Genomic DNA, 20,569 nt, shown 5'->3' on the forward strand with positions numbered 1-20,569 from the left:
AGCTACCGACCACTAGGCATGGTTCCGATGAAGGATCGCGAGACCGGCCGGGCGGCCCCGGCGCCCGAGCCGCGAGAGGCGGCGATCGACCCGTTCGTCGAACACCGCCGGTTGCTGTTCGGCACCGCTTATCACATGCTGGGCAGCGTCGCCGACGCCGAGGACATCCTCCAGGACGCCTGGTTGAAATGGCATGCGGTGGACCAGGATCTGGTCGAGCATCCCAAGGCCTACCTGGTGCGCACTGTCACCAACCTGGCCCTGAACCGCCTCACTTCCGCCCGGGCCGTCCGTGAGACCTATGTGGGGCCATGGCTTCCCGAACCGCTGATCACCCCCTCGAACGCCGTTGAGGAGACAGAAATGGCCGAGACGGTGTCGACGGCCATGCTGGTCGTCCTCGAATCCCTCAACCCCACCGAGCGGGCCGTCTTCGTGCTGCGCGAGGTCTTCGGCTATTCCTACGCCGAGATCGGCGGCTTCCTCGATCGGCCTGCGGCCACTGTGCGCCAGATCTCGCGCCGCGCCCGTTCGCACGTGCAGGCCCGCCGCCCCCGCTTCGACGCGGACGACGGGGCGCGCCAGGAGGTCACCGAGAAATTCATGGCCGCCTGCCACGGCGGTGACCTCAACGCCCTCATGGAACTGCTCGCCCCGGAAGTGACGCTGTGGAACGACGGCGGCGGCATCGTCACCGCCGCCCGCCGTCCGCTGCACGGCCCTGACCATGTGGCGCGCTGGATCCTGGGCGTCATGGCCAAACCGGTCTCCGCCGACATCCGCCTCGAACCGGCCGTCGTCAACGGCGAGCTGAGCGTCGTCGGCATGGTCGGCGACGACCTCGTCGGCGCACTCACCTACGACATTCACGATGGCCGCATCGAGAACATCCGCTTCCAGGTCAACCCCCAGAAGCTGAATGGCGTTCAAGCGGCGGGCGGCACCGACGGTCCTACCTCCAACACCAAAGGGTCACGGTGACGACGACAACGGCGAAGACCACCGCCGCCGCCGCCGCGGATAGCAGGCCAGCGTGCTCTAACTGGCCGGAGTCTCACCAAGGAGTCGCATGACGAGAGTGCATCTGGTGTATTCGCCTTGCCGACCACGACACGCGCCGCCCCTCTGGTAGCTCTTCACCTTGTCCCCGTTGTCCCCCTCCGCGGCGCTCGAGTCTCCTGGCCGGTTATGGCACCGTTGCGTCCGACTGAGCATTGTGGAGGCGAGCGCCGCGCCTGTGTCATGAAGGCTGAGCGTGCGGTGGGGGTTCGGGCGGTGCGGGTGGCCGGTAGTCGAGGCCGAGCGTATGGGGCTGGCGAAGATACATCCGAACTCGGCGGGGTGAGCGGTCGCCCAGTGGCGCATGGCGCGGCAGGTGGCCAGCAGCCGGTCGCCGGCCGAGTCGGGGGGCCGGGCGTCGCGGGCGCTCCGCATCACCGCGGTCAACTCCTGCAGGAAGCCGGCGGTCACGGCAGCGACCAGGTCGTCATGCGAGGCGAAGTAGTGGGAGAGCTGGCGGGCGAGCAGTTCGTCAAAGTAGGCGGCGACACGGGCCTTGGCCTCCGGGTGGGCCCACTTCGGTGGACAGGTCGGGCCCCGCCATCGCCCGGGGGCCTCCAGCCTCGACCCGGGTCGCCGTTACAGCGAATACATCGTCCGTCCTTGCGGGCCGCCATGTCGCCCACCCACCGTGAAGGTGCCGCACACGATTCCGACAATGTCCGCGGTACCGTCCCGCCTGCGCCTGATGCCGCCGGCAGGGGTCATTCGACCACGGGAGCGGCTTGTTCGGCCCGCACGGCCCGTTCGCGCTGCTCCGTCTCGGCGGCCCGCGCGACGTCGCGCTCGCGTTCGAGTGCCTGCAGCTCAGCGCGGTAGGAGGCTTGTGCGGCGATCAGGTCGGTGCGGGCCTGGTCGCGTTCACCGCGCATCTGCTCGGCGGCCTCGACGGCGCTGTGGCGCTGCGCGTCGGCGCGCCGGACGTCCTGTTCAGCGGCGTCGCGGGCGGCTTGCGCGTCCTCGGCCGCGCGGCGGCGGACCGTCTCGGTCTCCTGCTCGGCGCGCTCCAGCCGCCCAGTGAGCTCACCGATCGCCGCGTCCCTCTCGGTAAGGGTCTGGCGGGCGGCGGCCAGCTCACGTGTGGCGGTGTCCAGCCGCCCGGCCAGCGCGTCGGCCTGAGCACGAACCGAGGCCAACTCCTGCTCCAGCTCGCTCAGCCGGGCCCGTGCCGCGTCGCGTTCGGAGCGAGCCTCGTTGCCCGCCCGGACGGCCACCTCGGTCTCCTGCTCGGCCTTGGTCCGCGCGATCCGGTGGGCATCAACGGCGTCCTCGGCCCGCCGGGCCAGTTCGATGGCGCCGGCGGCGCGCTCGGTGGCCCGCTCCGCGGCGGCGCGGGCGTCGGCGGCCTCAGCCAGGGCGGTCTGCTCGCGTTCCTCGGCGGCCTGGCGGGCGGCGATGGCCTCGGCCTCGGCGGTCTTGGCCCGTGCGGTCTGGGCCTCCAGTTCGGTGTTGCGCTCCACCACGGTGGTGCGCAGGTCGGCCAGGTCAGCGGCGAGCCGGTCGTCGCGGGCGGCGGCCGCGCGCAGCAGTTCGGCATGGGCGCGCCGGTCGGTCTCCTCCCGGTCGGCCCAGGTGATGAGGGCCTGCAGCGGCGGCTCGACAGCGGCGCCAACGGCGGACTCACGGGCTCGCCGGGCCGCCTCCCGGCAGTCCTGGCCCTCCGGGCCCTCTCCGCTGTGGTGGTACTCGCGGCGACGGCCGGTGGCCGCGCGCGGAGGCAGCGGCCCCCGGCAGTGCTTGCACCGGCCGTGCGGCGCCGCGTCCGCCGCCTCCTCCCCCGGACTCTCGGACGCGGGGGACGGGGGTCCGCCGCCGGGGGCGTCCCGGACGGGCTGCGCATCGCGGTCAGCGTCGGCGCTGGGCACCGGAGGTTCAAGATCGGCCACACCATCATCATGGCAGGTTTCGTGGATGGGTACCCGCGAAACCGCGATTCTCTTTCTAGGTTTCAAGAAACAGTATCAAGACTGGATATCTGATTGGGGTTAAGGGAGACTTAACCCTGACGAGGCGAACCGGAGCCGCCTATGATCACCTCGTGACTGACCCGGCGCAGCCGACCCGATCACGGCTCACCGGACCTGATGCGAACGGAGTTCAATCTGATGCCCGCTCAGTGGATCCGCCGCCGCGCTGCGCGAATGCCGCGGCTCGGCGCGTCCGGCCCTTCCGCTCGCAGCGCGTTCACTGAACCGGACGAGACCCCGGCCAGCTCGGTGCTTCCGATGTTCGGCAGGTCAGCGCGTCGGGCGTTCATCGGGTTCGGTGAGCCAGGACAGTGACAACCGAGCAGCCCGCCGCCCACGACGCGGACACCGGCGCCGCCCCCTCTCCGTTCCGGCCTTCATCAGCGGGCGGGCCTGACCACGGAGGCGAAAGCACCGCGGCACTGGTTCTCCCCGGTGGTGCCCCGTCCGCCGCACCGGTACTCAGGCCTGACACCGTTCGGCCCGCGCTCACCGGGCCGCCAGCCCCCTCGGGCGAGGCGACGTTCGCGCCGGACCGGTCCCTGTCCCCCGAGGCGGCCGCGATGGTGACCGCCGGGCTCGCCGACAACACCACCCGCGCCTACACCCGGCACTGGGCCACCTTCACCCGCTGGTGCGAACTGACCGGCCGGACCCCGCTGCCGGCCACCCGGGAGACGCTCGCCGAGTACGTCCATCACCTGACCGGCACCACCACCCAGTACGGCAAGCCTCCCGCGCCGGGGAGCATAGACGCGATGCTCAGCTGCGTGCAGTCCGCGCACAAGCTCGCGGGCCTCGACTGCGACCCCCGCCTGGCCCGGATGGCGCTGCGCGCCTACCGCAAGCAGCGCACCACCCACCCCGACCCGGCGCTGCGCCACCGGGTCAGGCGCGCCCCCGAGATCGACGTCAACGCCCTCCGCGCCATGATCACTGCGATCGGCGACGCCGCAGACGCCGGGGGGATCCACCCGCTGCGCGCCGAACGCGACCAAATCGTCCTGGTGCTCGGCTTCGCCATGATGGGCCGCCGCTCTGAGGTCGCCGCGCTCGACATCGAGGACCTGACCTTCACCACCCGCGGACTGCTCATCAAAGTGCGCCAGTCCAAGACCGACCAGGACGCGGTCGGCAGCGAGGTCATCATCAAGCACGGCAGACGCCCCCAGACCGACCCGGTCGCACTGCTGCGGACCTGGGTGGCGCGGCTCGCCGACGCCGAACCGCCCATCACCAGCGGACCGCTGCTGCGCGGCATCGACAAGCACGGCCGCCTGGGCGGCACACCCGGCTACGCCGCCCCCGGCGCCAACACCGGTCGAATCGACGACGAGACCCTCAACGACATCGTGCGCGACGCCGCCATCCGCGCCGACCTCGACAACGCCACCGCGCACACTTTCCACGGACTGCGCGCCGGAGCCGCCACCTCCGCCGCCGAGGCCGGCGCCGCACCCTCCACCATCCAGGAACACGGGCGATGGACGAGCCTGGCCATGGTGTTCCGCTACTGGCGCCGCGGCTCGGCCTGGGCCAACAATGCCCTGGACGATGTAGGCCTCTAATCACTGAAGCAAACACCAGGGCAGTTCGTGGAGCAGAAACCCAGAGACCGTACCTTGCTGCGCAAGGCGAGCCCCGGCCGTTCGTGGACGCCAGGTCCAGCGGGATCCATGCCCAGTGAGCCATTTCCAACTTCATTCGCCCTGGTGGTGCAGTGTGAAGATGGCTTGGACGATGGCGGTCAGGCGGGATGGTGGGCAGCGAGCCTTCCGCAGGATCTCCCGCGTTTGAGGGTGGCGGCGCCTTGCTCGCCCAAGGTGCAGACGGGGGCGTGGTAGCGGTTAACAGCTTCTTGCGTTTGCCGAGCCCGTGGCGCGCGCGAGCAGGTCGCCGACGCGCGCGCCGACGCCGAGCGGGCGTGGCGGCAGTAGGGGCAGGCCCAGCGCGCCCAGCAGGCCGCCGAGGACGGGACCGCCGCGGAACGGCATCTGCTAGAGGTCGTCCAGCAGCAGACAAGCACCATGACCTACCGCTAAGCGCTGCACTCGACCTCCCGAAGGCCGGTACCGCAGCCATCCCGGTCAGCGCGCCGAGCGGCGAGTCGGTTGGAGCGGATCTCAGCGGATCGCTCGAAGCACGCGAAGATCGTTTGAACGACGAGCACGCCTGGTGCGGGGCCCCGCACCAGGCGTACCGGGAGGTCGTCAGCGACGTCCCATGTGCTCTGCCGGACGGATCAGCAGGTCGGCTCGCCGCTCTGCGCGGGGACGTTGATCGCGCTCCACGCGGCCTTCACCGCGTTGCACTCGGTGCTGCCCGAGAACAGCTCCTTGGCCGCCTGGAGGGTCGCGACGCGGGCGCGGGCGTGGCTCCAGCTCGTCACCTTGCGGTTCAGGCCGCCCATGAAGATCTGGCCGGCCTTCTGGATGCCGATGCCGGTGACGCGGGAGTTGTTGCAGGTCGGGCTGGTCGGGTTGCCGTTGGTGGGGTTCGAGCCCTCGGCCAGCAGATAGAACCAGTGGTTCTGCGGGCCGGCCGCCGCGTGCACCTCGGTGTTCGGGATCGAGGACGAGTAGCAGTTCGGGTCGCCCAGCGCGGACGGGTTGTACATGTTGCGGATCGGGCCCTGGCCGACCAGGTCGACCTCCTCGCCGACCAGGTAGTCCGGCGGGTCGTAGGTGGAGGGCTCGTTCATGTAGTGCTCGGTCAGCGCGCCGAAGATGTCGCCGGCCGACTCGTTCATCCCGCCCTTCTCGTTGCCGCTGCCGCCGCTGGAACCGCCGGGCGTGGTCTGGAAGATCGCGTGCCCGTTCTCGTGGCCGACGACGTCGACGGACGTGGCCAGCTTGGTGTTCGACTGGTTGTGGCCGAAGTTGGTGTAGCTGCCGTTCCAATAGGCGTTGACGTCATTCAGACCCACGCGCGAGGGGAAGCCGCGGCCGTTGCCGTTGGTCCCGTTACGGCCGAGCCATGCCTTGAGCATGTCCCATTCCTTCTGGACCGCGTACAACACGTCCACGCAGCCGGTCTCCAGGTTCGTCCCGCTGCCGTTGCCCCAGGCGCTGTCGGTGCCGGTGTAGGCGGAGCCGTTCTGGCCGCCGCACTGGTGACCGGGACGTGAGGGGTCGGTCATGGACGTCGCCGCGGTGCTCAGGTCCACCGTGCCGTGGTAGAAGCTTCTGTCATCGGCGGCGTCGCGGACGTCATCGAACGTCCCGACGACCTTGCCGGTCTTGGCGTCGACGAACACGTGCAGCTTCGTCTCGCCTTTCTTCTGGTGACCGGTGACGACCGTTTCGTAGACCAGGTGTCCCTTGCCCTCTGCCAGCACGGTGAGGCGGGGAGTGGAGACCGTGTCGACCTTGGCGACCTTGGCACGCGACACCGCGGCGGCCTGCGACGCCTTGATCGTCGCCTTGGTGCCGACGTTGAGCGTCGCGGTCTGGTTGACCGAGGTGCTCAGCACACCTCCGTCGGCGTTCGTCGTGACGACGATGTCGCCGCCGTAGACGGGCAGGCCGTCGTAGGTGCGCTGGTACTCCACGTACTGGAGGCCGCGCAGGCCCGAGGTGACGTTCGTGCGGAAGATCTTGTCCTTCGGGGCCTTCATGAACTCCGCCGGCTTGGCGGCCACGAAGGTGTCGGCCGAGATCGCCGCGAGCGTGCGGGGGGTCGGCTTGGCCGGGGTGGTGCGGGCGGTCGCTCCTGTGGCGGGGGCGGACATCGCCACGGCGAGGCCGGCCGCCAGCGCAGCCGCCCCGATCGCGGTCTGGTGTCTCACAGGGGTGCTCCTTCCACGGGCCCGACGGCACAGGGCGGCGAAGCCTCACGTGGGAGCGGCCTGCGACGCCCTTGTCGGCGGGGGGGATTGGGGACGTGTCGCTCATCCGGATGAGCTGCCCCGAAGTGCACCTTGTCGGACTTGAACGTGTCAATACATTCAAAGCAGCATGAATTTTCACAAACCAAGAACTGAGGGACTGTATACGAGTCAACTTTCCTGGTGAGCAGCATCCGGCCCCGCCCACCGGAGTGACAGGCGGCACCGGATCCCCCGCAGATCCGCGCGCGCCATCGAACCTGGAACGAACGAACCGTCCCGCAACACCTCGGCCAGCTCAGGGTGCTCGGCGGAACGGTCGATGAAATCCCCGCGCATCACCATCGAGGGAGGTGGAGCGGCCAAGGGTCTTGCCGGAGGCCTCGGCGGCGACGCCTGCGCGTAAGTTCTCGCTGATCACGTCGCGTTGGAACTTCAGCACGGCCGCCAGGACGGAGACCATCATCTTGGTGCCGGGATCGTCGGAGACCAGGCCGATCCCCGGCAGCCCGGGCTCCACCCGCAGGTGCTGGCCCCTTCCGGCAAGGAGCGGGCGCAGGGCAGGATGTCGGCGACCGACCGGAACAGGCCTGCGGCGGCCTCGTGCAGCGGGCGGATGAATCCCGCGCGGTCCGGGGAGAGCTGGGGGCTGGAGGTGGCCGGGGGTCCTCGTAGGCGGGGGCGCCGGCGGCGAAAAGAGCGGCTAGGGTGTGCCGCTGGCGGCCGCCGGTCTGCTTGTCGGTGGAGTGCCGCAGGTAGATCCGGTCGCCCATGCCCGATCGTGTCTCTTTCCAGCTCGCCCGGTGTGCTTCTGGCGGCCGGCACTAGGGACGAAATGGGGCGTCGGAAGTTTGGATCGGATCCGATTGGATCAGCAGTAGTAGGTGCTCGTTGCGATATTCATTCCATGCCGGCTGAGCACTTGGCAGATCGGCTCGACCCTGCTGTACTCACCGAACTCATCGGCCGGTTTGTACTCCACCTCCGGGCTCGGCTCGACGGAATGCATACGAGACGAAGAATGGGCGTCGGCTTCGGTCAGTAGCCAGAACCGGGCAATGGGGCGTCAGCTGGCGGAGGTTGTCCGGTACCGTTTTGCGGGGAGCTGGGGGCATCATGCGCGGACGATGGCCTGCCCATCCACGGCGGTGACCTCGATGCTGGTCAGGTCGACGCCGTCGCCGCTGAGGTGCACGGCGTCCGGTCCGGAGCCTTCAGCACGGATGCCGCTGCCGACCCGGAGGTCGCCGACCTCCCCGAGGATCTCAACGGTGACCAGATGATCGCCTCGGGTGGCGATGCGTCCGCCCACCGCGGCCTGTCCGATGCGTCCGTTCTGCTTGATGCTCAGTGCGATCGCCTGTAACTCGACCTGGACGCCGCGAACAAGGCTGGTGCCGGTACCACCGGACGTGGTCAGGTCGCCGCGGACCTCCAACCGCGGCAGCTCCTTGCTGATCTGGACGCCGATCGAGCCGTCGCCCGTGGTGGCGATGGAGTCGAATGAAGCGTGCCGCAGCGAGCCGTCGTAGAGGTTGAAGCCGCGCGCTCCGGTGCCGTGGGTGGTGATCGGTCCCCGCACGTCAAGCCGGCCGAGGTCGCCGAAGTTGACGAACCCGATGCCGCTGGGCCCGTGCGAGATCCGGGGTTGAGGAACCTGCGGCCAGCCGTTGGCGCTGAGATGGATCTTGAAGGGTTCGCCCTGCTCAACGGGCGGGGCTCCACCCTGGGGCGTGGACCTTCTGCCGGGGAGTGAGCCTGGATTCCGTTCCCCTCCGTGGCCGGAGTTTTGGCGGCAGGTTCCTCAATCCTGGATATGGACTGGCGTTCGAGGTGATCGAGCAGTGGTGACCGGAGAGCTGGAGGATCTGTCCCATCTGCATGAGGCGGCCCGGGCGCGGCGCGGCTGCCCGCAGAACTCGCCTGCGTTACGGTCGCGCCGCACCGACGGTGAGGTGCGGACGGAGCCGCACCCGTCGCGCCGAGCTTTGGCAGGAGACGATGGGTGCCGCTCAACGAAGCGGATCATCGCCGCTCCACACCGCTGGCAACGCACTCCAAGTAGCCGATGAGCGGATGCGCAACCGCATGGGGGCAGGAGCCGCAGCGGGCGGCTTCGTCCGTCTAGCCTAGGTCTCCTGCGGCCCTGGCTTGGTGGCGCGGTGGTAGCGGCCGGCGAGTGCACGCACGAGTTCGACGAGTTCCGCGGGTTTGGTCACGGTGAAGTCGGCGCCGAGCAGGCCGAGGTGAACGGCGAGCGCCTCGATGCTGTCCGCGCCGGTGTCCAGTAGACAGCGGGTGTCGTCGACCGACGTGATGGTGCCGATGGCGGGGTTGATCCGCTCGGCGAGCTGTTCGGCCGGTGCGTGTACGACGACCTGGGCCCGGTACCGCCAGCCGGCCGATGACACGCCTCGGCGTACCTGGTCGACGGCGTCCTCGGGGAGATCGCGGGGGGTGAATCTGGGACCTGTTGGGGTGCGTGGGTGGAGCCGGTCCACCCGGAACGTCCGCCAGTCGCTCCGCTCGACATCGAACCCGACGAGGTACCACCGGCGTCCCCAGTTGACCAGCCGGTACGGTTCGACCTCGCGCCGGCTCTCGGAGCCGTCGTGGCTTCGGTAGCCGAATCGCAGGCGCTCGTGGTCCCTGCAGGCGGCCGCGAGGGCGCTCAGCGTGTCGGCGTCTACCCGCGGGCCCAGGTCGTCCCGCGGCACTGCTACGGCGTACTGCTTGAGGGCGTCGACGCGACGCCGGAGGCGGGCTGGCAGCACCTGCTCCAGCTTGACCAGTGCGCGCAGCGAGGTTTCCTCGACCCCGGTGATGGTGCCCCCGGCGGCGGTGCGGAGCCCGATCGCTACCGCGACCGCCTCCTCGTCGTCGAGCAGCAGGGGCGGCAGTGCGGCGCCGGCGCCGAGTCGGTAGCCACCTACCGCGCCTCGGGTGCCGTGCACCGGGTAGCCGAGGTTTCGCAGGCGTTCCACGTCGTTGCGGACGGTGCGGGTGCTGACCGCCAGCCGCTCGGCCAGTTCGGCGCCGGTCCACTCGCGGGGCGTCTGGAGTAGCGAGAGCAGGCGTAGCAGCCGCGCCGAGGTTTCCAACATTCTTCGGAGCCTCCGGATTGTTAGGAACGTACCTTGCCTAAATGGATCCTACGCTGATGACCATGCCCCCCGATCTGCTCGCCGGCGACATCCGGCAGTTCTTCGGCAAGGTGCGCTGATCCGCCGCCGGTTGTCGGCGGACCCCTCAGACCCCCATGTATTCACACGAAAGGAAATCCCATGTATCTCGTCATCGGTGCCACGGCTCACTTCGGACGTCAGGCGGTAGAGGAGTTGGTCGCCGCGGGTGCCCCGGTGCGGGCGCTGACCCGTACTCCGGAGCGGGCCGGGTTCCCGCAGGAAGTCGACGTCGTCCGGGCCGATCTGACCAAGCCCGAGACGCTGCCGGCGGCGTTGGCCGGCGTCGAGGCCGCCCTCCTGGTTGTGCAGTACGGGATGGATGTCGCTCCGCTGCTGGCGGCTGCGGGCCGGGCCGGGGTGCGTCGGCTGGTGTTCCTGTCCTCGGGGGCGGTCGTCCCGGGCGCCGAGCGGCAGCCTGATGTGATCGCCCAGTACCACCGCGGCGTCGAGCGGGCCGTCGAGGCGTCCGGAATCGAGTGGACGTTCCTGCGGCTGCTGTTCCCCGCCATCAACTCGTTGACGTTCGCGATGCAGCTCCAGGGCGGTGACGTCATTCGCGCGCCTTACACCGAAGCGGCCTTCAGTGCCGTGCACGAGCGGGACGTCGCCGAGGTGGCCGCGCGGATCCTGATCGGCGGCGGGCACGCGGGGCGGGCCTACGACTTGACCGGCCCCAAGTCGCTGACCCAGACACAGCAGGTCCGCATCCTCGGGGAGACGCTGGGGCGCCCGCTCACCGTCGAGGACCTCGACCCGGAGCCCGTCCTGGAGCAGATGAGCCAGTTCATGGACCCCGAGTTCCTGGCCGCGCTGTTCGCTCTCATGGCGCAGGCGGTCGGCAAGCCCGCGCCGGTCAACGACGTCATCGAGCAGATCACCGGGCAACCCGCGCGGACCTACGCCCGGTGGGCCGCGGATCACCGGGCCGACTTCGGCGGCTGAGCAACGAGGCGGGGGCGACATTCGCCGCCCCCGCCATGTGGACGGAAAGGGAGGCACGGTGGCACAGGTGCTGGGGCGACGGGAGTTGGGGAGAGCCCTGCTGGCCCGTCAGCAGCTGCTGGAACGGGCCGACGCGACCGCCGAGGAGGCGGTCACCCGTCTGGTCGGCATGCAGGCGCAGGCGCCGTACGCGCCCTACTTCGGGCTCTGGAGCAGATTGCGGAAGTTCGGCACCGCCGACCTGGCGGACGCGCTGACCGAGCGCCGCCTGGTGCGGGTCGCGCTGATGCGCAGCACCGTCCACCTGGTCACCACAGCGGACTACCGCTCGTTGCGGCCATGGGCGCAGCCCGCGCTCGACCGTGAGCTGGACACCGCATTCAAAACGCCCCTCACCGGTCTGGACCGTGTGGCCGTGGCGGAGTCCGGCCGGGCGCTGCTCGACGCACGGCACCTCACCCCCAAGGAGCTCAGGGCGGCGCTGCACGAGCGGTGGCCCGATCACGAGCCCCGTGCGCTCGCCACCGTAGTGCGCAACCTGGTGCCGCTGGTCCAGGTACCGCCACGCGCCGTCTGGGGCGTCGGCGGCACCACCCGGTACGCGACGGCGGCCGGCTGGACCGGAGCCGAGCCCGCCCCCGCCGCCGACTTCGAACACATAGTGCTGCGCTACCTCGCCGCGTTCGGCCCGGCCTCGGTCGCCGACGTGCAGACATGGGCCGGCCGAACCCGGCTGCGTCCCGTCCTGGAGACTGAGGCCGCAACTGGCGGTCTTCCGCGACGAGCACGGGGTGGAGCTGTTCGACCTGCCGAATGCGCCACGCCCCGGCGCCGACGCCCGCGCGCCGGTTCGCTTCTTGCCCGAATACGACAACCTGCTGGCCTCCCACACCGACCGCACCCGCGTGATCTCGGAGGAGGCCCGCAAACGAGTCATGACAGGCAACGGGATGCGCGCCACCTTCCTGGTGGACGGGCAGGTGACGGGCGTCTGGAAACTCCACCTGGGCAAAGCATCAGCGACTCTGGAGATCGACCCATTCCGGCCGCTGACCGCCACCGAGCGCGCCGAGGTCGAGACCGAAGGCACCCGGCTGCTGGAGTTCGCCGCGCCCGGCGCCAGCCACGACCTCCGCAGGGGCACGGCCACGCTCGTCGACGACGCGGTGACCGGAGAGGAAAGCGATCGGCAGTGAGCAGGCCCTGCTCATGCGTGCCATCCACAGACGCCCGCTCATGCCGCTGCCCGTGCCCTTCGGAAGGTGACCAAATCCGCCCACCGGCAAGAATTCGTGCAGAGGACCTCGATCATCCGTGCGGTCCACTTCGGAAATCGACACCTCCGATGGTGTCCGTTAGGGGAACGCTCACCGGACAACAGCAACGAGCGCTCGGGCGCGAACGCGACCTGCGGCGAAGCCGTCTCACATAGGTGGTCCGCGAATCTGTCCGGTGACGGGGGCTAAACGGTACGCTGCGCGGGTGGGAGAGCTCATCGGCTACGCCCGTTGCTCAACCGTCCTGCAAGACCTCACCGCCCAGACCGAGATCCTTCTCGGGCTCGGCGTGCCCGAAGATCGCATCTATCTCGACAAGGGGCTCACCGGCACCAACCGGGAACGGCCCGGCCTCGACCAGGCCCTCGCAGCCGTCCGCGCCGGCGACACCCTGGTCGTCCCGAAACTCGACCGGCTCGCCCGCTCGGTCCCCGACGCCCGCGACATCGGCGACACCCTGGTCGCCCGCGGCGTCCGCTGTCGCTGGGCGGCAGCATCTACGACCCCGCCGACCCCATGAGCAAGATGTTCTTCAACATGCTCGCCGTCTTCGCCGAGTTCGAGGCCGACCTGCTCAAGATGCGCACCCGCGAAGGCATGGCCATCGCCCGTACCCGCGGCAAGCTCAAGGGGCGCCAGCCCAAGCTCACCGCCCGCCAGCAGGCCGAGCTGGTTCGGATGCGCGCCAGCGGCGAGTACTCCATCAACGACCTGATGGAGGTGTTCTCCGTCGGCCGGGCGACGGTGTACCGGGTCCTGGAACGCGCTGGAACCCCGGCATGACCGCGCCGCAGATCGAGCACTGGTTCTAGGTGGCCGACCTCGCCCAGCTACCCGCGCGGCCTACTGCACCAAACCCGATCCAAGCTCACTGCGGTGCTGATCAACCAGCGATAGGCAGCCTGCACCTCACCTACGACCCCGGCCCCGCGAAGACGGTCCATCGCCGGGTCGCCGGCTTCGGCAACGGCCGCGATGCCACGCCAGCAACGGTCCTGCCACCACAGGATCACATCAACCAACTCGCTCCGATCGACCAGCCCATAGGCATCACAGACCAACCGGACCCGCCGAGCCGCTTCTCCGACATCGGAGACGCCGGGCCCCAGCCGCACGTACTGCCAGCACACATGCGCAACGTCGTGGATCCGCCGCCCAGGAGCCGCCAGGTCCCAATCGATGAAGGCCACCGGTCGCAACCCCGCACCCAGTTCCCGATACACCGTGTTCTTCGGCGACAGGTCGTTATGGCACGCCACCTCACGAACGTTCCAACCGGACACCGCTCCAAGATCATTCTCAGCGCCAACGGCTGTCCGCAGGTTCCTCAACCCCGGACCGAGGTGGTCGTCATGGACATCCGCATGCCCGGCATGGACGGGCTCGACGCCACCCAGATGATCACCGCGGACACCACAGCGGCTCGCGTCCTCATGCTCACGACCTACGACGAAGACGCCAACGTCTACGCCTCGCTCCGCGCAGGAGCCAGCGGCTTCCTGGTCAAGGACATGGCCCTGGACGACATGATCACCGCCATTCGGGTCGTGGCCGCCGGGGACGCGCTGATCGCCCCCAGCGTCACACGCCGTCTCATCGCCGAATTCGCCGGCCGCCCCGAGCCCGCTCCCCCACCCGCGGGGCTGCCGAGCATCACCGATCGCGAACGCCAAGTCCTCACCCTGGTCGGACGCGGCCTGTCGAACGTCGAACTGGCCGCCGAACTCCACATCAGCCCGGGTACCGCCGAAACACACGTCGCCAACCTGCTCACCAAGCTCGGCGCCCGCGACCGCGTCCAACTCTCATCCTCGCCTACGAGAACCGACTCATCACACCGTCCCGTTAACTCGATTCCGGAGTCGACGTACTGGCGTATGACCACGTGCGCTCTCACGGGCCCAGCCCAGAGGACGAACAGCAGCCACATCATCGCCACCGCACCTTCGATGATGATGGGGGTGGCCTGAGCAGTGCGTGACGTGATCCAAAGCGGGACATTCGCGCAATCAGCGGCTTGTTCACTCCCGCGAACGCGAACATGAGTGCGACCGTGCCCGTCAGCCAGGCCAAGGCCGTTCCGGGGCCGATGTCAGGGCTGTTGTACGGGTTGCCCATCTCATTGATCATGACCGTGTCGTAGCCACTCGGAGCGGCTAAGCAGAGCAACGGGTTGAGAACGGCGACGGCCGCGAGGGTGAGTCCCGGCCTGTGGGTGAGTCTCCACAGCCAGCATGAGAAGACGACCGCCAGCCCCGGGGCTCCCACCAGCCAGCGCGGGGCCGCTCCCTGGAGGGTCACCACACCGATCGGGTCGGTGAAGTCACGCGGCAGCAGCAAGATGGCGGCGACCGCGATCCAGGCGCAGGCGAGGGCACCGCGAACGGCGAGCGGATGGTCACGGTCACCGTGGACACCGTCGTCCGTGGACGCGGGTATGGGGCCGGCGCGGGTGCCGGGCTGGACGGCCGGTCCTGGTCGGAGGGGCGTTCGCCGGGGCTGACCGCTGCATTGAGTAGATCGCGAGCCTGTGCGGGAGACAGCCGGTCAGCGGGGTCCTTGCGTAGCAGGCCGTTCAGGAGTGGAGCGAGCGGTCCACCGCACCGGGGCGGCACCGGCTCCTGGGTGGCGATGGCGATGAACAGTGCTCCGTGAGAGGGTGCGGTGAACGGCGGGCGGCCCTCGTACAAGGCCGCGACTACGCGCGCTTCCTCAGCTGCCACGTTCCCGGATGTGAGAACGCCTACGCCGTCGACACCGGGACCGGCCGGCATCCGCCAGACCCGGAACATCGCCGGTGTCGAGACCCTGCGCATCGATGGCGTCCTCAACTGCCGGAAGCGCCCCGCCTGCATCGTCCGGTCACCATGGCCGATCGAACTTCACACCGGCGACCGCCCGAAGCTTCGCTGGCTTGTCGACGACTTCTAGGGCTTGAGGGCTACCGCTGGCCGTGGCGTTCTTTAGGAGTCGGGCGGCATCGTGGTATGCCTCGATCCCAGGCGGCTTCCCCGAGCGCACCCTGGTCGGCAGGGCGGGTCTGGGCGGCGACTGCGGTCCAGAAGTCGATGGGTGGGATCTGGTCCGCGCGGCGGGTGCGGGCAGCCGCGGATCCTGGCCCGCCCGCGCGGTTATCCGGATACGGCATGCGGCACCTGCTTGTGGCACGGTCTCGCTTCCGTCGTCGTATGGGCTCGTCCGGATGCGGAGGCAAGCGAGGGCCCGGGTTCGTGACGGCCGCGGGGCCGAATCGGGCAGCCTCCGGGAATCTTTGCGGGAGCTGTCACAGCCCGAACGAGTGCCCTGTCTTAGCTGGCGACCGGGCTGTGACCGACGGCCCGGCGGACAGGAGGGGACTCATGAAGATCGTGGTCATCGGCGGCACCGGCCTGATCGGTTCGAAGGCCGTGGAGATGCTCCGGCAGCACGGGCACGAGGCGGTGCCGGCCGCGCCGAACACGGGCGTGAACACGCTCACGGGCGAGGGACTGGCCGAGGTGCTGGAGGGCGCGTCCGTGGTCATCGACGTGTCCAACTCGCCGTCCTTCGAGGACGCGGCGGTGCTGAACTTCTTCACGACCTCGACCGGCAACCTGCTTGAGGCGGAGAAGAAGGCGGGCGTGGGCCACCACGTCGCGCTGACGATCGTGAACACCGACCGGCGGCCCGACATCGGCTACTTCCGGGCGAAGGTCGCGCAGGAGAAGCTGATCGAGGAGTCGCCGATCCCGTTCTCGCTGGTCCACGCGACGCAGTTCTTCGAGTTCGGCCGCAGGATCGCCGACGAGGCCGCCGCCGGCGGCGACACGGTCCCGATGCCGCCGGTGCTGTTCCAGCCCATCGCGGGCGAGGAGGTGTCCCGGACGGTCGCGCGGACCGCGGTGGGCGCGCCGCTGAACGGCCGCCTCCAGATCGCCGGCCCCGAGGTGTCGCGGATGGACGAGTTCTTCCGCAAGGCGCTGGCCGCGTGGGGCGACCCGCGCGAAGTGGTCACCGACCCGCACGCGCACTACTTCGGCGCCGAGATGCACGAGCGCGACCTCGTTCCGGACGAGGGCGCCGCGACCCTCGGCGAGATCACGTACGTCGACTGGCTGGCCGCGAACCCCGTCAAATGACCCCCGTCCGCACCGACGAGCCTAGGAGGCAGCACCATGTCCGGCCGTGACGCCACCGCCGCCGAGCCGAAGCCCAGGTCGACCGCGTGGCAGACCGCGCTCACCACCGTCCAGGAGGTCGAGTCGCCCTTCATCCCGGCCGGCGCGCACGCCATGACAGTGGTCATCGAGTACCCGCCCGGCGACCCCGGCGCGCCGCCGCACCGGCATCCCGGCCCAGCGTTCGGCTACGTGCTGGAGGGCGAGATGCTCATGGAGCTCGAAGGGCAGGCGCCCCGGCCCGTCCCGGCGGGCGAGGCGTTCTGGGAGCCCGGCGGCGACGTCATCCACTACCAGGACGGCAACAACCGCGACGACATACCGGTCCGGTTCGTCGTCACCATGCTCTGCGAGCCCGGCAAGCCGATGCTGACCCTCGTGGACGACACTGAGCTCGCCGAACGCGCACACCTGCGGGTCTCCGAAGATTTCTGACCATCGGTGAGTTGCCCGACGTCCGGCGCCACGACGGTCCGGGGAGCGGTACGCGATCCCGGCCGAGTGCCGCGGCAGTGCGAACCCGGCGGCGATGGCCTGGCTGGGCGAGGCATGCGAGCTGAGGCCCGGGGCGGTCCCGCTGGACGTGGGTGCCGGCGTCGGCGGCCCGGGCGGCGGAGCGGTTCGGGGGCCGGCCGCCTGTTCGCCTCTGGGCCGATCTCCGCGCGGCTGGTCCACGCGACCAGGCGTCCGGCCGGGCGGCCATCCGAACGATCCGTGGAAAGAGGAGCGATGAGTACCCCGACCAGCGACGAATTCGAGGCGGAGGTCGAGGCCGAACTGGAGCTGGCCGAGGCGAGCGACCCGGCATGGGCCGCGGCGCAGCCGGTCTCCGAGTGGCTGTTCGACCCAGCCGAGGCCGAGGCCGAGGAGATCGAGCTCCGCAACCTGCTCGGCGCGGCCGAGGAACTGGAGTCCGGTTTCCGGTCCCGGGGGCGCAGCCCCGGCGAAGGTGCCTGACCCCTGCCCACCTCACGACATCCGAAGCGAGACACCAATGAACCACCCAGTCGGGCGGCAGCATGCCTCCGTTCCCGTAGTGTCGACCGGAATCGCCACGCTCGACGATCTCCGCGAGCACCTGCAGTGGGCGATCGAGCTGGAGCACGCGACCCTGCCGCCGTACCTGTGCGCGCTCTACTCGCTCGACCCGGGCCGCAACCCCGAGGGCGCGGAGGCGGTGGCGGGCGTCTTCATCGAGGAGATGCTGCACCTGGTGCTGGCGGCGAACCTGCTCAACGCCGTCGGCGGGAGCCCGCGGCTGGCCGCGCCGGAGCTGCTGCCGCCGCACCCCCGGCGGCTGCCGCACGGCGACCCCTCGCTGGAGCTGTCGCTGCTCCCGTTCGGCGACGCGGCACTCGACATGTTGCTCCGTCTGGAGCGGCCGGCGCCGCCCGGCGCCCCCGCCGAAGGCGACCGCTACGAGACGATCGGGCAGTTCTACGAAGCGATCGAGGCCGGGCTGAGCGGCCTGTGCGACCGGCTCGGCGAGGCGGAGGTCTTCTCGGGCGACCCGTCCCGCCAGGTCCACGCCGGGCACTTCCAGCACACCGCCGGGCAGATGATCGCGGTCACCGATCTGGCCTCGGCGCTGGCCGCGCTGGAGGAGATCGTCGAGGAGGGCGAGGGCACGTCCCGCGGCGCGGTCTGGGACGGCGACCCCGACGTCCACCATCCTGACCGGGACGCGGTCGCCCACTACTACCGCTTCCAGGAGCTCAAAGTCGGCCGCCGCTACCGCCGCGGCGACACCCCGCGGTCCGGGCCCACCGGCGAACCGATCGGCGTGGACTTCGACGGCGTCCTGCCGATGCGGCCCAACCCCAAGATCGCCGACCATCCCCCGGGCAGCACGATCCGCGCGGCCCAGGAGGAGTTCAACCGGACGTACTGCGCTCTCCTGCACCTGTTGGAGCAGGCGTTCAACGGCTGCCCGCAGCTGCTCGGTGACGCGGTCACCACCATGTACCGGCTCAAGGCGCAGGCCCAGGCGCTGATGCGCATGCCCGACGGCGACGGCACCACGGCCGGCCCCACGTTCGAGTACGTCTCGCCGGATGAGCGCGGTGGGAGCGCCGGCGACGAGCCGTAGCGCATCAACGTGCTCCCTCACGGCCCGCACCCCGCGCACGGCCGGCGCGATCGGAAGATCGTCTCTGCCGAGGGCAACGCCCTCACGTGTCGGACTGGCGCACTCTCGCAGGCACTCCACCGTCTCGGACTGGCAGCGGTTACTGTCACAGAAGTGAGGCCTGCCTTGTCTGAGCTGTCCGAGGGCAGGTGAGACCGGACAGGCCGGCGATCCGAACGGGGGCGATCATGGTGGCGGACGGCGGACCGGGCGACACCCCGTCGGCGGGCGATCTCGACCACGCCGCGGCGGTCTTCGCCGAGGTGCGGCGGCGGCTGTTCGGGATCGCCTACCGGATGCTGGGCAGCGTCACCGAAGCCGAGGACCTGGTGCAGGACGTGTGGCTGCGGTGGCAGACCTACGACCGCGCCGCCGTGGCAGATCCCGCCGCGTTCCTGGCGACGACCACCACCCGGCTGGCGATCAACGTCCTGCAGTCCGCCCGGGTCCGCAGGGAAAGCTACATCGGTCCCTGGCTGCCCGAACCCGTCGACACCGGCTCCGATCCGTACCTGGGAGCCGAGCGCGGCGAAGCGCTCAGTTTCGCGGTCCTGATGCTCCTGGAACGGCTGTCGCCCACCGAACGCGCCGCCTATGTCCTGCGAGAGGCGTTCGACTATCCCTATCCGCAGATCGCCGAGATCCTCCAGGCCGGGGAGGCGGCGGTCCGGCAGCTGGTCAGCAGGGCCCGCAAGCACCTGCGGTCCGAGCGGCGGGCATCGGTGACCGGCGCCGAGCAGCGCAGGCTGCTGACCGCTTTCGTCGCCGCTGCCCGCGCCGGCGACATGGCCGCTCTGGAGGAGCTCCTCGCCGCGGACGCGGTCAGCTACTCCGATGGCGGCGGCGCCGTCCGGGCGTCCCGTTTCCCCGTGGTGGGCGCGGTCCGTGTCGCCAAGTACGTCCGGGCGTTCGCGAACCAGTTCTGGGACGGGGTCGACGTTGAGTGGGCCACCGTGAACGGCCAGTGGGCCGCCCTGCTCCAGCGCGACGGCCGGACCTTCACCGTCCTCACCGTCGACGGCACCGACCAGGGCATCGGCCAGGTGCTGTGGATGATGAACCCCGCCAAGATCACCGCCGCGACCGTCGTCACCTGACCGCCCGCGCGGCCCGCCACCCCGTTGGGTGGCCGCAGTAAGGCCGGACGGGGGCCGGCGCCCACAACCTGCCGCTGCCGGTCATGGGCGGAGGCCACTTCGCACTGCCGTCCCTCAAGCCGGTTTGCCGATGTCGATCCACCGCTGGAGCTTCTCCAGGTCCGCCTCGGGCCATGCGCCGTCGCATGGCATTCGCCCACTCAGCAGGGAACCGATGATGGCGTCGGCGTGCTCGGCGACGTCAGCATGATCGAACAGGTCGAAACGGGTCAGCATCGCGGCACGGTCCTTCGTCCGGAACAGAGGCTTGATGTCCTGCTCGAAGCTGAGCTCGTCGCCCTCAGTTGAGAATGGCACGTCTTGCTCTCCTTGCATGGAATGGCGGCATCGGTCCCCTGGATAGACCGGACAGCCCCCCGATCCGTGACAGGCTCCGCGCCGACGAGGGTGAGCACTTTTCGATGGGCTGCCACAGCCCGGACGGGTCGCCTGTCTCGATCTGGACGTGACCGACCAGGAGTCGGTGCGAGCGGCGGCCGCCGCGACCGTCGGGTCCCTCAACGGCCGCACCGGCCTCGTCTTGCGCCGCGAAGGACGGAGGGTGGCGGGCGGACTCCAGGACGATCACGTTTGGCGGCCTCGACCGTCAGCCGGCTGGACGCACCCGCCTACATGCCGCGCCGCGTCAGGGTCGCGCGAGTAGACCTGGTCGGTCGGTCCGTAGCGCGTCGAGTTGGCGATGGCGACCGCCTCGTCGTCCGAGGACGCCGGGGTGACGCAGATGACCGGACCGAACGCCTCCTCCTGCATGACCGTCGCCTCAGGCCCGACATCCGTCACGAGGGTGGCGAGGTAGGGCGGCTGGTGGAGCTGGTGACGCGGGACGATCCTGGATCACGGTTATTCGTTTTTGACATCTTGGATGCAACAC

The 20,569-nt window shown here is 69.9% G+C and carries 21 protein-coding genes and 1 pseudogene; 14 read left to right on the forward strand and 8 right to left on the reverse strand.

From position 1 onward, the window contains the following. Positions 1 to 27 precede the first annotated feature (27 nt). Complete coding sequence (locus AB0K37_RS08890) at positions 28 to 981, forward strand: RNA polymerase sigma-70 factor (protein WP_363976979.1); 954 nt, start codon at positions 28 to 30, stop codon at positions 979 to 981. A 782-nt stretch (positions 982 to 1,763) separates the two neighbouring features. Here AB0K37_RS08890 and AB0K37_RS08895 read toward each other — a convergent pair. Continuing rightward, complete coding sequence (locus AB0K37_RS08895; RefSeq protein WP_363976982.1) at positions 1,764 to 2,945, reverse strand: hypothetical protein; 1,182 nt, start codon at positions 2,943 to 2,945, stop codon at positions 1,764 to 1,766. Positions 2,946 to 3,589: 644 nt separating this feature from the next. Here AB0K37_RS08895 and AB0K37_RS08900 point away from each other — a divergent pair. After that, positions 3,590 to 4,594: a tyrosine-type recombinase/integrase gene (locus AB0K37_RS08900; RefSeq protein WP_363976985.1), complete on the forward strand. Its 1,005-nt coding sequence runs from the start codon at positions 3,590 to 3,592 to the stop codon at positions 4,592 to 4,594. A 674-nt stretch (positions 4,595 to 5,268) separates the two neighbouring features. Here AB0K37_RS08900 and AB0K37_RS08905 read toward each other — a convergent pair. The 4 genes from AB0K37_RS08905 to AB0K37_RS08920 all read right to left on the reverse strand — a co-directional run bounded on the left by AB0K37_RS08905 (position 5,269) and on the right by AB0K37_RS08920 (position 9,956). Beyond that, complete coding sequence (locus AB0K37_RS08905) at positions 5,269 to 6,813, reverse strand: M4 family metallopeptidase (protein WP_363976988.1); 1,545 nt, start codon at positions 6,811 to 6,813, stop codon at positions 5,269 to 5,271. Between the two features lie 337 nt (positions 6,814 to 7,150). Next, entirely contained in the window at positions 7,151 to 7,372 is a 222-nt protein-coding gene (locus AB0K37_RS08910; RefSeq protein WP_363976991.1) for a hypothetical protein, read from the reverse strand. Positions 7,373 to 7,966: 594 nt separating this feature from the next. Then, positions 7,967 to 8,434, reverse strand: a complete 468-nt coding sequence (locus tag AB0K37_RS08915; protein WP_363976994.1) for a hypothetical protein — start codon at positions 8,432 to 8,434, stop codon at positions 7,967 to 7,969. Between the two features lie 547 nt (positions 8,435 to 8,981). Beyond that, positions 8,982 to 9,956: a YafY family protein gene (locus tag AB0K37_RS08920; RefSeq protein ID WP_185024531.1), complete on the reverse strand. Its 975-nt coding sequence runs from the start codon at positions 9,954 to 9,956 to the stop codon at positions 8,982 to 8,984. A 180-nt stretch (positions 9,957 to 10,136) separates the two neighbouring features. On the opposite strand from AB0K37_RS08920, the gene AB0K37_RS08925 reads away from it, so the two are divergent. From AB0K37_RS08925 to AB0K37_RS08945, 5 genes and pseudogenes are all read left to right on the forward strand, one after another. Then, a complete protein-coding gene (locus AB0K37_RS08925; RefSeq protein WP_363976997.1) occupies positions 10,137 to 10,979 on the forward strand; it encodes an NAD(P)H-binding protein in 843 nt (280 codons plus the stop codon). Positions 10,980 to 11,148: 169 nt separating this feature from the next. Further along, positions 11,149 to 11,661 (forward strand): annotated as a pseudogene (locus AB0K37_RS08930) (crosslink repair DNA glycosylase YcaQ family protein); the annotation flags it as partial. A 109-nt stretch (positions 11,662 to 11,770) separates the two neighbouring features. Further along, positions 11,771 to 12,175 carry a crosslink repair DNA glycosylase YcaQ family protein gene (locus AB0K37_RS08935; protein ID WP_363977000.1) on the forward strand — a complete coding sequence of 135 codons (405 nt, stop codon included), beginning with the start codon at positions 11,771 to 11,773 and terminating at the stop codon, positions 12,173 to 12,175. Between the two features lie 286 nt (positions 12,176 to 12,461). After that, the gene (locus tag AB0K37_RS08940) at positions 12,462 to 12,776 is read left to right on the forward strand and encodes a recombinase family protein (protein WP_363977003.1); all 315 of its coding nucleotides are present in this window, start codon (positions 12,462 to 12,464) and stop codon (positions 12,774 to 12,776) included. Next, positions 12,773 to 13,039 (forward strand): helix-turn-helix domain-containing protein, encoded by a 267-nt coding sequence (locus AB0K37_RS08945; RefSeq protein ID WP_363977006.1) that lies wholly within the window; start codon positions 12,773 to 12,775, stop codon positions 13,037 to 13,039. Before AB0K37_RS08940 ends, AB0K37_RS08945 begins: the two co-directional genes overlap by 4 nt. Positions 13,040 to 13,086: 47 nt before the next feature. On the opposite strand, the gene AB0K37_RS08950 is transcribed toward AB0K37_RS08945, so the two are convergent. After that, complete coding sequence (locus AB0K37_RS08950) at positions 13,087 to 13,539, reverse strand: phosphotransferase (protein WP_363977009.1); 453 nt, start codon at positions 13,537 to 13,539, stop codon at positions 13,087 to 13,089. A 69-nt stretch (positions 13,540 to 13,608) separates the two neighbouring features. Between AB0K37_RS08950 and AB0K37_RS08955 the strand changes: the two genes are divergently transcribed. From AB0K37_RS08955 to AB0K37_RS08985, 7 genes are all read left to right on the forward strand, one after another. Beyond that, positions 13,609 to 14,226, forward strand: a complete 618-nt coding sequence (locus AB0K37_RS08955) for a response regulator transcription factor (RefSeq protein ID WP_363977012.1) — start codon at positions 13,609 to 13,611, stop codon at positions 14,224 to 14,226. Positions 14,227 to 14,989: 763 nt separating this feature from the next. Continuing rightward, positions 14,990 to 15,187 carry an FAD-dependent oxidoreductase gene (locus tag AB0K37_RS08960; RefSeq protein WP_363977015.1) on the forward strand — a complete coding sequence of 66 codons (198 nt, stop codon included), beginning with the start codon at positions 14,990 to 14,992 and terminating at the stop codon, positions 15,185 to 15,187. 428 nt (positions 15,188 to 15,615) lie between these two features. Then, a complete protein-coding gene (locus AB0K37_RS08965) occupies positions 15,616 to 16,374 on the forward strand; it encodes an SDR family oxidoreductase (RefSeq protein ID WP_363977018.1) in 759 nt (252 codons plus the stop codon). 36 nt (positions 16,375 to 16,410) lie between these two features. Beyond that, the gene (locus AB0K37_RS08970; protein ID WP_363977021.1) at positions 16,411 to 16,848 is read left to right on the forward strand and encodes a cupin domain-containing protein; all 438 of its coding nucleotides are present in this window, start codon (positions 16,411 to 16,413) and stop codon (positions 16,846 to 16,848) included. A gap of 294 nt (positions 16,849 to 17,142) precedes the next feature. Continuing rightward, the gene (locus AB0K37_RS08975; RefSeq protein WP_363977024.1) at positions 17,143 to 17,370 is read left to right on the forward strand and encodes a hypothetical protein; all 228 of its coding nucleotides are present in this window, start codon (positions 17,143 to 17,145) and stop codon (positions 17,368 to 17,370) included. Positions 17,371 to 17,449: 79 nt separating this feature from the next. Continuing rightward, positions 17,450 to 18,502 carry a ferritin-like protein gene (locus tag AB0K37_RS08980; protein ID WP_363977027.1) on the forward strand — a complete coding sequence of 351 codons (1,053 nt, stop codon included), beginning with the start codon at positions 17,450 to 17,452 and terminating at the stop codon, positions 18,500 to 18,502. Positions 18,503 to 18,729: 227 nt separating this feature from the next. Next, positions 18,730 to 19,638 carry an RNA polymerase sigma-70 factor gene (locus AB0K37_RS08985; protein WP_363977030.1) on the forward strand — a complete coding sequence of 303 codons (909 nt, stop codon included), beginning with the start codon at positions 18,730 to 18,732 and terminating at the stop codon, positions 19,636 to 19,638. A gap of 114 nt (positions 19,639 to 19,752) precedes the next feature. On the opposite strand, the gene AB0K37_RS08990 is transcribed toward AB0K37_RS08985, so the two are convergent. Both AB0K37_RS08990 and AB0K37_RS08995 read right to left on the reverse strand, forming a co-directional pair. Continuing rightward, entirely contained in the window at positions 19,753 to 19,995 is a 243-nt protein-coding gene (locus AB0K37_RS08990; protein WP_363977033.1) for a hypothetical protein, read from the reverse strand. A 267-nt stretch (positions 19,996 to 20,262) separates the two neighbouring features. Next, a complete protein-coding gene (locus AB0K37_RS08995) occupies positions 20,263 to 20,478 on the reverse strand; it encodes an aldehyde dehydrogenase family protein (protein WP_363977036.1) in 216 nt (71 codons plus the stop codon). Positions 20,479 to 20,569: the final 91 nt, after the last annotated feature.

The sequence above is a fragment of the Actinomadura sp. NPDC049753 genome, from assembly GCF_040674655.1.
GTDB classification, from domain to species: Bacteria; Actinomycetota; Actinomycetes; order Streptosporangiales; family Streptosporangiaceae; genus Spirillospora; species Spirillospora verrucosospora.